The 10,906-nt window shown below is 69.5% G+C and carries 8 protein-coding genes and 1 tRNA gene; 3 read left to right on the top strand and 6 right to left on the bottom strand.

Annotated elements, in window-relative coordinates:
- Positions 1-136 precede the first annotated feature (136 nt).
- The gene (locus AC08OU_RS17305) at positions 137-1,480 is read left to right on the top strand and encodes a glycosyltransferase family 4 protein (RefSeq protein WP_476601345.1); all 1,344 of its coding nucleotides are present in this window, start codon (positions 137-139) and stop codon (positions 1,478-1,480) included.
- A gap of 19 nt (positions 1,481-1,499) precedes the next feature.
- Here the strand turns inward: AC08OU_RS17305 and AC08OU_RS17310 are convergent, their stop codons facing one another.
- From AC08OU_RS17310 to AC08OU_RS17330, 5 genes are all read right to left on the bottom strand, one after another.
- A complete protein-coding gene (locus AC08OU_RS17310; protein ID WP_476601344.1) occupies positions 1,500-1,664 on the bottom strand; it encodes a hypothetical protein in 165 nt (54 codons plus the stop codon).
- Positions 1,622-2,485: a PIG-L deacetylase family protein gene (locus AC08OU_RS17315; RefSeq protein WP_476601343.1), complete on the bottom strand. Its 864-nt coding sequence runs from the start codon at positions 2,483-2,485 to the stop codon at positions 1,622-1,624. Before AC08OU_RS17315 ends, AC08OU_RS17310 begins: the two co-directional genes overlap by 43 nt.
- A gap of 171 nt (positions 2,486-2,656) precedes the next feature.
- A tRNA-Gly gene (locus AC08OU_RS17320) sits at positions 2,657-2,730 on the bottom strand.
- Positions 2,731-2,799: 69 nt separating this feature from the next.
- Positions 2,800-5,313, bottom strand: a complete 2,514-nt coding sequence (locus AC08OU_RS17325; protein ID WP_476601342.1) for a glycoside hydrolase family 65 protein — start codon at positions 5,311-5,313, stop codon at positions 2,800-2,802.
- A complete protein-coding gene (locus AC08OU_RS17330) occupies positions 5,310-6,071 on the bottom strand; it encodes a beta-phosphoglucomutase family hydrolase (protein WP_462188611.1) in 762 nt (253 codons plus the stop codon). The genes AC08OU_RS17325 and AC08OU_RS17330 overlap by 4 nt, the downstream gene beginning before the upstream one ends.
- A gap of 206 nt (positions 6,072-6,277) precedes the next feature.
- On the opposite strand from AC08OU_RS17330, the gene dcd reads away from it, so the two are divergent.
- Positions 6,278-6,877 carry a dCTP deaminase gene (gene dcd / locus AC08OU_RS17335; RefSeq protein ID WP_462188612.1) on the top strand — a complete coding sequence of 200 codons (600 nt, stop codon included), beginning with the start codon at positions 6,278-6,280 and terminating at the stop codon, positions 6,875-6,877.
- Positions 6,878-6,956: 79 nt separating this feature from the next.
- Here dcd and AC08OU_RS17340 read toward each other — a convergent pair whose 3' ends face one another.
- Positions 6,957-9,176, bottom strand: coding sequence for a (Fe-S)-binding protein (locus AC08OU_RS17340; protein ID WP_476601341.1), 2,220 nt, complete (start codon positions 9,174-9,176; stop codon positions 6,957-6,959).
- A gap of 646 nt (positions 9,177-9,822) precedes the next feature.
- On the opposite strand from AC08OU_RS17340, the gene AC08OU_RS17345 reads away from it, so the two are divergent.
- Positions 9,823-10,906: nuclease-related domain-containing protein (locus tag AC08OU_RS17345; RefSeq protein WP_476605329.1), on the top strand; the 1,084-nt coding region annotated here is incomplete at its 3' end.

Genomic DNA, 10,906 nt, shown 5'->3' on the forward strand with positions numbered 1-10,906 from the left:
CTTAACTTCGAAGAGCCCGTTTCCCTCGATTCCCCCCGGGCCCGCGGAACCATAAAGACGTCACTCCCCCCGTGGAGTAGCGTATTTACGCTATTAGTCTTACTCTCCCATTACGGCACGGTGGAATCGGGGACACGTGGCGGAGTCATTGGGATCTGCCCAGGCGCTGTGCATTCTCTTCTTCTGCGAGCAGTACCCGCCCGTCGTCTGGGACGGCGCGGGCACCTACACCGCGGCGCTGGCCACGGCACTCGCGAAACTCGGCCACGACGTCCACGTGCTGTGCGCCCAGGGGCGTCAGGTCGTCGGCTCGGTGAAGGACGGGGTGCACGTCCACCGGCGCCCGTTACTGCGGGTGCCGGTCAGCCGCGGGCTGGGAAAGCTCGGCGCCCAACTCCGGGGACCCCTGTACCCGCGTGACTCGCTGACGCTGCGGGCCAGCCTCCCGCTGTCCTACAGCTTATGGATGCGTCAACTCGGGCTCAGACCAGACGTGATCGAGACCCAGGACGGGGAAACCCGCGGTCTGATCCAGGCCATGCGTCGCTCCACGCCGCTCGCCATCCACCTCCACTGCCCGACCATGCTCACGGTCAGGCTTTCCGGCCAGCCGGTCGGGTTGAAGGGCCTGGTCGCCGACCGGCTGGACCGGACGTCGGCGGGCCGGGCCGCCGTGGTCACCTCACCGTCGCAGCTGCTCGTCGACACGCTGCGGGAGCAAGGCTGGTTGGGTGACCGTGAGGTGGAGGTGATTCCCAATCCGTTCGACGCCGAGCCGTGGCTCGACATACCCGACGTCGCCGGCACCACGCCGACAGTCGCCGTCGTGGGCCGACTCGAGACCTACAAGGGCGTGGATGTGCTGCTCGACGCGTCGGCCCGCCTTCGTGGCGCGGGGGTGGCGCACCGGCTGGTGCTCGCGGGACGCTCGGCGGGCGAGATCAACGGGGTGCCCTCGGGCGAGTGGCTGGCCCACCGGGCCCGCCAGCTTGAGCTGGACGTCAAGTTCACCGGGCACCTGTCCGGTTCTCAGATCCGCGACGTCTACCGGCGGGCCCGCGTCGTCGCCGTGCCGAGCCGCTTCGAGAGCTTCTCGATCGCGGCCGTCGAGGCGATGGCGGCCGGCCGGCCGGTGGTGACCACGACCCGGGCCGGAGCCGCGCCCTTCGTCGAGCGGTGGGAGGCCGGATCCTCGGTACCGGCCGGCGATCCGGTGGCGCTGGCGGATGCGCTGGCGCCGTTCCTGCTCGACCCCGCGCGGGCGAGCGCGTTCGGGGCCCGGGGTCGTCTCGGCGTGGTCGAGATCGAGCCCTCGGCCATCGCCCGCCGCAAGGTCGAGGCATACTGGCGCGGCATCGCGCACTTCGGCACCCGGAACCGGCAGCAACACCCCGGACCGAGCCACGCGGCCGACGGTTTATACCCCGACCTGTCCCGGGAACGGCGCCGCCACCGGCGCTGGCCCGCCGCCCGGCCCTGAGGTGGCGCCCGCAGGCTGGCTACCGGCTGCCCCGTGCCTGGTGGCCGGCCCGCCACCGCCGCTCGAAGTCGAGGTGCCGCAGCGCCCCCGCGGCGACGTAGACCTCGTACCGACTCCCCAGGGTCGCGAGCAGGGAACCGGTCACCGGGGTGGCGGCGCCGGACGCCGCGTCGTCCTCCCCCACCTGGGTGGCGTGCTCCGCGAGGGCCCTGCGCTGCCGCGCCCGGAAGCCGCGGGCGTCCACGAGCAGCGGACGGCGTTCCCGCAACCGGCGGACCGGCTGGACGAACAGACGCTCAGCCGACCAGCCCGCCGTCCCGTATAGCCCAAGGTCCAGGGCCAGTGCGTCCAGAACCAGACGGTGTATTCGAGCACCTGGCCGCGATAACCGGTGGTGGCGACCGCTCGGCGCACCGCCTCGTTGGTCGCGTCGTGGTCCGGGTGCCCCTCGCACGAGGTGGGCGCCAGGATCTGCTCGGGCGCGAGGGTCTCGATGAGCTCGGTGAGCCGCGCAGCGATGGCGTCGATCCGGTCGGAGAGCTCGGCGTCGGGGAAACCGAGGAAGCGCACGTCGGACTCGTCGATGTCCAGCAAGGCGCAGGCCCGGCGGGTCTCCGCCTTGCGCACCTCGATCAACTCCGCTGGCGGGAGCGTCACCGGCTCCGCGCGGGAGCCGTCGCTGACAATCACCACCGTGACCGGGGTGCCTGCGGCCCGCTTACGCATGATGGCCACCGCGCAGCCCAGCGTCTCGTCGTCGGGGTGTGGTGCGACGACGAGACACGACCTCGTCGTCATGGACGAGGTGATATCGATGCCGCGCCGGGTCCAGGCCCGGCGCCACAGCGACCGCGCCGGCACCATCACCCGGTCACGCACCGTCTCTGGATCACCCGGGATCACCCACCGGACCGCCTTCGCCACGTTCATCCCGTCGACCTCCCGTACGGCGGCGAACACCGGCCAGCGGACACGATCCGAGATCGACGCCGTGGCCGCGCTCACTGTAGCGACCACCACCGACATTCCGCCCTCGGGTGGTGTTCCCGCAGGTCCTCGCCATGTTCGTCCACGAGACGCCGATGGGCGCAGAGCAGCTCTTCGCCGGGCTCGGCCCCCCGGGAGGCATGGCGGAACGACAAGGTCCGCCCCCGCGCGGACACAACCCACCCAGAGTGGAGCGGGCGACGGGAATCGAACCCGCGTTGCAAGCTTGGGAAGCTCGTGTTCTGCCTCTGAACTACGCCCGCGTAGCGCATTCGCATCGTACTGGACGGACCGGGTCGGGTGGGGCCCCGGGCCGTCCGGCGCGTCCGGAGTCAGCCGTCGATGCTGTTGACGGAACCGCTTGGGCCGGTAGGACCGATACGATCGCTGGCCGGGGCGATGCCGAAGCTGGTGGCTGAGCCGGCACCGACGCCCCCACCCGCACTGGCGCCCCCACCAGCGCCCCCACCCACACCGGAGCGGCCGCCGGTCCCCGGCAGGCGCAGGAAGCGCAGCGGCTCCCGACCCGGGGGCTGCTTCGGCCGTTCCAGGACGGGCGTCGGCGGGACCTCCATGCTGACCGGCTGGCCGGGAACCACCCGGACGGTCTTGCCGTGGTGCAGCAACGTCATCGCCGGCCCCGCGGGGACGGTGTAGACCGCCGTCGAGTCGGAGACCTCCACCCGCAGGTGCCGCCCGCGGACACAGAGCCCGAAGGCCAGCCTGGTCAGTCCCTCGGGCAACCGCGGCGCGAACGAGATCACCTCACCGCCGTCACGCAGCCCACCGAAGCCCTCGACGAGGGCGATCCAGCTTCCCGCGAGGGAGGCCATGTGCAGCCCATCTCCGGTGTTGTGCTCGATGTCATGCAGATCCATCAGGGCGGCTTCGCGCAGGTAGTCATGGGCGAGCGACAGGTGCCCACACTCAGCGGCCAGCACCGCCTGGGAGCATGCCGACAGTGACGAGTCCCGAACCGTCAAAGCTTCGTAGTAGGCGAAGTTGCGGATCTTCTCGTCCATCGTGAAGGCATCACCCCGGCGCTGCATCGCCAGGACCAGGTCCGCCTGCTTGACGACCTGCTTGCGGTAGAGGTCGAAATACGGGAAGTGCAGCAGCAGAGGGTACTGCTCGGGCGCGGTGTTCGCGAAGTCCCAGACCTGGTGTTCGGTGAATCCCTCGGACTGCGGGTGGACGCCGAGATGGGGGTCGTAGGGGATGGACATGTTCTCGGCCGCGTCCCGCCAGGACGCCGTGACCTCGGCATCCACGCCCAACTCGGCGGCCCGGTCGGGATGGCGGCGGGCGGCGTCCGCCGCGGCCACGAGGTTCCGCTGCGCCATCAGGTTCGTGTAGACGTTGTTGTCGGCGATGGCCGAGTACTCGTCCGGGCCCGTGACACCGTCGATCCGGAAGCGGCCGTCGAGGTCGTGATGTCCCAGCGACCGCCACAGCCGGGCGGTCTCGATCAGGATCTCCAGCCCCACCGTGCGCTCGAACTGCTCGTCCCCGGTGATGGTGACGTAGCGGGCGACCGCGTCGGCGATGTCGGCGTTGACGTGAAAGGCGGCCGTCCCGGCCGGCCAGTACCCGGAGCACTCCTCGCCGTGGATGGTGCGCCAGGGGAAGACGGCGCCCTTCAGATTGAGCAGATCGGCTCGTTCCCTGGCCAGTGGCAGAGTCGCGTACCGCCAGCGCAGCGCGTCGGCCGCCGCGTCAGGCGCGGTGTACGTCAGGACGGGGAGCACGTACGACTCGGAGTCCCAGAAGGCGTGCCCGTCGTATCCGGGGCCGGTCAGGCCCTTGGCCGGGATCGCCCGCCGCTCGGCCCGCGCTCCGGCCTGCAGGACGTGGAACAGCGCGAAGCGAACGGCCTGCTGCACCTCCGGGTCGCCGTCGACCTCGACGTTGGCCCGCTTCCAGAAGGCATCCAGGTACTGCCGCTGCTCGCCGACGAGACCGGGCCACCCGGTCTGCCGCGCTGCGACCAGCGCCGCGGCGGCCTGGTCCCTCAGGGCTGGGAGGGACCGTTGCTCCGACCAACCGTAGGCGATGAACTTGACCATCCGTAGCTTCTCGCCCGGGGCAAGCACCGCCGTGGCCGTCACCCGGCCGGCGTCCGGCTCGCTCTCCGAGGAGACACCCAGCGAGTCCGGCCCGGCGAACTCGTGGTCCATGGCCGCGGCGACACGGATCTCGCTGCGGTGGGTGATGTGGACGAGCTCGACCATCGTGCCGCTCGCCCGATGGCGCTCGGACCGCAGCGGCGACTCCAGCGCAGCCGCGGCCCGCGGGTCACCGTGCCAGGCCGGCAGCTGCTCGTTGGCCACCAGCTCCGACTGGATGACGATCCGCGCCGGGTCGCCCACCGGCTCGATCTCGTAGTACACGGCCGCGATGGAACGCTGCGAGAACGACACCAGCCGCTCGGAGTGCACCCGGATGGTCTGCCCCGCCGGCGAGACCCATTCCACGTCCCGCCGGAGCACGCCCTCCCGGAAGTCGATCGCCCGCTGATGCGACCGCAGATCGCCATAGCGGATGTCGAACGGCTCGTCGTCGACGAGTAGACGGATCACCTTGCCGTTGGTGACGTTGATGACCGTCTGGCCGGACTCGGGATATCCATAGCCGGCCTCGGCATAGGGCAGGGGCCGCAGCTCGTGGACCGAGTTCAGGTAGGTGCCCGGCAGGCCGTGCGGATCGCCCTCGTCGAGGTTTCCCCGGAGCCCGATATGGCCGTTGGACAGGGCGAACAATGACTCGGACCGGCCCAGATCGGAGATGTCGAGACCGGACTCCTGGATGGACCACGGCTCAATCAGATAAGACGCTTTGTCGATCACGCGGGGCCGGGTCCGGAGCCGTGGCCGAGCAGGTCCGCCAGGTCGTTTACCACGATGTCGGCCCCGTGGGCGCGCAACGCTGCGGCGTGCCCTACCCGGTCGACCCCCACGACCCAGCCGAACCCGCCGGCCCGCCCCGCCTCGACGCCGGCCAGGGCGTCCTCAAACACCGCCGCCCGCCGCGGCGGCACCCCGAGCAGCCGGGCGCCGGCGAGGAAGGTGTCGGGCGCTGGCTTTCCGGCGAGATGGTCACGGGCGGCGACGACGCCGTCCACCGCTCCGTCGACGAGGGCGTCAAGCCCGGTCGCCTTCAACACCTCGGCGCAGTTGGCGCTGGAGGAGACGACCGCGCGGGGGATCCCCCGCGCGGCCAGTTCCCGCAGGTACGTCACCGAGCCGGGGTAGATGTCCACACTGTCCCTCCTAATCCGTTCCAGCAGGAGGAAATTCTTCCGGTTGGACAGCCCATGCACGGTGAGCGCGGACGGCGGGTCGTCCGGTGTTCCGTCGGGAAGCCTGATGTGACGGGCGTCGAGAAAGGCTCGCACTCCGTCGATCCTGGGCCGGCCGTCAACGCACTCGGCATAGTCATGCTCGAGGTCGAAGGGGACGAACGGCCCTCCCGACCGCTTGGCCCAGTTCTCCAGGAAATCGTCGAACATCTCTTTCCACGCAGCCGCGTGGATCGTCGCAGTGTTCGTCAGCACGCCATCCAGGTCGAACAGACATGCCTCGATGTGATCGGGTAGCCCGAGCATCCGTCCCGCCTGTCCCTTCCGCCCCAGCCTTCCCCGGGAGCACCCACCCGTCCGGCCGGGTATTCATCGACCGGCCACGTGCCTCCTACCCGGGTCACGCTCCGTCTCACTCTTCCACGCGGCTCCGTCCTCCTCCGGGTGGACGGTGAAGATCAACCTCCGGGTAGAGGGTGAAGATCAACCGCTCATGCTCTAACGTCCGGGACGTGCTGTTGTCCGACCGGGACATCCGGACCGAGATCGCCACGGGCCGGATCCGTCTCGACCCCCACGACCCTGGCCTCATCCAGCCGTCCAGCATCGACCTACGGCTGGACTGCTGGTTCCGGGTCTTCGCCAATCACCGGTACAGCCACATCGATCCCTCTCTCGAGCAGGAGGATCTCACCGAGCTCATCGCCCCGGAGGGCGACGAGCCGTTCGTCCTGCATCCGGGCGAGTTCGTCCTCGGCTCGACGCTGGAGATCGTCACCCTGCCCGACGATCTCGCCGGCCGGCTGGAAGGGAAGTCGAGTCTCGGCCGGCTCGGGCTGCTCACGCACTCGACGGCGGGCTTCATCGACCCCGGCTTCTCCGGGCACGTCACGCTGGAACTGTCGAACGTGGCGACGCTGCCGATCAAACTCTGGCCCGGCATGAAGATCGGCCAGCTCTGCCTGTTCCGGCTGTCCTCGCCGGCCGAGCACTCGTACGGCTCGACCATTTACGGCTCGCGCTACCAGGGCCAGCGCGGCCCGACTCCGTCGAGGGCCTACCGGGACTTCACCCGCGCACCGGTCCCGAACGGGGAGATCCCCCCAGGCTGACTTCCTTGCCTTTCAGCTTCCTTGCCTTTCCAGAGGGTTTCATGTTCAATTTATCCCTCTGGAAAGGCAAGGGCACAATCTAGCCGACAGGCTCGGCGGACGCCTCGGTCGGAGCCGCTGGCGCCGCCGGCGCCAGCGAACGGGCCAGGAGCTGGGAGACGTCGAGCACCTCGACGCCGTCCTTCGCCTCGCCGCTCAGCTTCTTCTCGGTGACGGCGTCGGTGAGCATCACGATGCAGAACGGGCAGGCGGTGGACACGACGTCCGGGTCGAGGCCGAGGGCCTCCTCCATCCGGTCCACGTTGACCCGCTTACCGATCTTCTCCTCCATCCACATCCGCGCGCCGCCGGCACCACAGCAGAAGCCGCGGTCCTTGCAGCGGTGCATCTCCTGGCCCCGGATGCCCGGGATTGCCGCCAGGATCTCCCGCGGCGGGGTGTAGACCTTGTTGTGCCGCCCGAGGAAGCAGGGGTCGTGGTAGGTGACCGACGACTCCACCCGGGTCACCGGCACCAGCTTGCGCTCCTCGACCAGTTTGCCGAGCAGCTGGGTGTGGTGGACGACCTCGTACTGACCGCCGAGAGCCGAGTACTCCCGGGCGAGGCTGTTGAAGCAGTGCGGGCAGGTGGCAACGATCTTCTTGACGCCCGTGGCGTTCAGCAGCTCGATGTTCGCCTTGGCCATCTCCTGGTACAGGTACTCGTTGCCGAGCCGGCGCGCCGGGTCTCCGGTGCAGGACTCGTTCGTACCGAGGATCGCGAACTCGACCCCGGCGGTGTGCAGGAGCTCCGCGAAGGCCCGCGCGACCTTTTTGGCGCGGTCCTCGATCGCCCCGGCGCAGCCGACCCAGTACAGGTACTCGACGTCGTCGGGGATCTGCTCACCGTCGCCGAGGACACGCACCTCGAAGGGCAGGCCCTCGGTCCACTCGGTGCGGGTCCGCGGCGAGACGCCCCACGGGTTGCCGTTGTTCTCGAGGTTGCGCAGCATGACGCCGGCCTCGGACGGGAACGCCGACTCGATCATCACCTGGTAGCGACGCATGTCGACGATGTGGTCGACATGCTCGATGTCCACCGGACACTGTTCAACGCACGCGCCGCAGTTGGTGCACGACCACAGGACGTCGGGATCAATGACCCCGCCCTCCTCCTCGGTGCCGACCAGCGGCCGGTCGACCTGCGGCTGACCGGGCTGCGGCACCCGGCCGAAGCCGGACTCGGGCACATGGTGCACGGTGTGGGAGTCGGAGGCGTCCTCGGCGATCCCGGTGACCGCCTTCGGCGCCTCCTCGCCCTCCGCCGCGCCCTCGGTGGACAGCAGGTAGGGCGCCTTGGCGAAGAGGTGGTCACGCAGATCCATGATCAACAACTTCGGTGACAGCGGCTTGCCAGTGTTCCACGCCGGGCACTGGCTCTGGCACCGCCCGCACTCGGTGCAGGTGGCGAAGTCGAGCATGGCCTTCCAGGAGAAGTCCTCGACCTTGCCGACGCCGACGACCGGCTCGTCCTCCTCCATCAGCTTCTCGATGTCGGGGGTGGTGGCCAGCGGGCCGAGGGCCACCGGCTGGCGCTTGAGCACGACGTTGATCGGAGCCAGGCCGATGTGCAGGTGCTTCGAGTAGACCACCAGCACCGAGAAGCCCATGATCACCGCAATGTTGAGCAGTAGGAAGGCCGTCTCGATGCCCTCGTTCACCTCGTGGGAGAGGCCGGAGAAGATGTGGCTCACGGCGTAGGACGCGAAGGCCCACTTTGTCTGGCCCTGCGGGAGGTTGCCGGTGTTGTACTGGGCGCCACGGCAGATCAACAGTGTCACGATGACGGCGGTGATCAGGCCGAGGATGACCCAGGCCGGCCCGGTGTGCGAGCCGTAGAATCGCGACTTGCGCTCCAGCCGCGCCGGGGCGTCCTTCAACCGGATGATCGTGAAGGCGGCCAGGCCGGCGAGGACCGCCACGGCGAAGAAGTCCTCGAGGAAGCCGATGGCCGCCCAGTGCCCGAATCCCGGGATGTGGAAGTCGTCGTCGAACAGGCCGCCGTAGGCCTCGATGACGGTCAGCAGCAGGATCGTGAAGCCCCAGAAGGTGAAGAAGTGGGCCGCCCCGGGCACCGACCACTTCAGCAGCTTGCGCTGCCCCCCGACCTCGCTGATCTCCGTCCAGACGCGGGTCGGCAGGTCGTCGAGCCGGCCCTCGGCCGGCTGGCCGGACCTGATCAGCCGGAACAGCCAGAAAACCCGGCGCCCGGCAACCGCGAGAGCAATCAGCGTGATCGCTCCACCGATCGCAATTCTCACAGCATCCTCCATCTGGCACCCACTATCGCGGGCGAGCCTGCTCGTACCGACCAGCAACGTATGGGACGAGTGGCTCACGCCACCCGGACAAGTGGCCCGCGCCACCGTAGGGGCGGGTCCGGTCCCACCTCCCGGCCAACCTGCCTGGCTGGGTCCCCACCCCCGGGCGTAGGGGCACTATGAGGCCGACAGCGAACCCGCTCACCGTCGACCCTGCCACGATGTGGTCCGAGCGGCCCGAGCTAAGGGGCCCAAAGGCCCGATCGTCCGCGCGAGGTGCACGAGACTGCTACGTTCAGCGGCAGACGCCCAACCAACACGCAACGCCTCGCACCGTCACGACTACCACGGCGCCCCGGATCCCGCCATCCCGGAACGTCGCTCCCCCCGCCGGGAGCCTCCCGGGCCGACGAGGTCCACCCTTGTGCCGGCAGGTGCTTCGACGCACCATAAGGACAGCTTTCGCCCACGGTGACCGGGCGATCGTGTGTCCCGCGGTGCTCGCCACCTTCACGTTGTGCATGGGCCCGGTGCCAGCGATGCCTTGACGACGCCCGGCGTGCCCCAGCGGACGGGCCCTACCGACGTTGACGACCCCGCGAACGACAACTCCGCGAACGACAACCCTGCGAACATGGTGGGCACGATGGCGACGATCACCCGGCCGACGATGACCCGAGTCGGCCGCCCTGGACACTCCCTGCAGACGGAGTACCTCCGGGCCAGGGAGAACCAGGCACTCGTGCGGCGGGACAAGCTGAGCCGCGAGGTACCCGGCACCGCGGTGCGCTCGGCCCTGGTGGGACTCGTTCTCGCCCTCGTCATCGGCTTCGGCCTGGGGCTGCCCACGGTCGCGGTCGTCGTGTTCCTGCTGGTCTTCATCGCCTGGCCGGCCGGGATCGTGATCGCCTCGTTCGGGACCGCCCCCGACGTCGAGTCGCTGCGCGAGGGGGCCGAGGCGGAGCGCAGGACCGCCCGCGCCATCGCCCGGCTGCGCCGCCAAGGGTACGTCATCCTGCACGACCGGGCCGTCCCCTACTCCGAGGCGACCATCGGTCACCTCCTGGTCGGGCCCGGCGGGGTGATGGTGCTCAGCAGCGACAACAACAAGGGCACCGTGCGGTACAAGAAGGGTGGGGCGACCTGTGACGGAGAGTCACTCAAGCCCCCGATCGACCGCACCGCCTGGTTGGGTGGCGAGGTCCGCAACCAGATCCGCGCAGCACTGCCGATGCTTAAGATCCCGATAAGTCCGATCCTGGTGATGGTCGAGGCCAACGTCCTGTGGAGCGACGGCGCCCTCGACGGAGTGACGATCATCAGCATCAAGGACGTCGTCAACTACATCCGGCGCAAGCCCGGCCGGCTCAACCCCGGTGAGGTCCAGCAGATCGCCGCCGCCACGGAACGGCTGTTTCCGGCCTACTCGGCCAACCGCCTCGCCGAGCAGATCACCGTCGGTCGGGACCAGTGGCTGACCCTGATGGACGCGCTGCGCACGATCCGTGAGCGCGACGGGGACGCTTCCGAGATGCTCGACCGGCTCGCCCAGATCGAGTCCGACCTGGGCCGACAGGCCGACCTCATCAACCGGACCGGAATGCCGCTCACGGTTCCCGGCCGAGCGGGCACTGACGAGGCCGCGAACGGCGGCGGCGCGGCCTCCGGGCCGGACGGTCCGTCGGCTGCCGGCATGGGGCCGGTCGTCTCGCCCCGGCTCGGATCACGCG

It is taken from the genome of Frankia sp. CcMO1 (assembly GCF_977945845.1).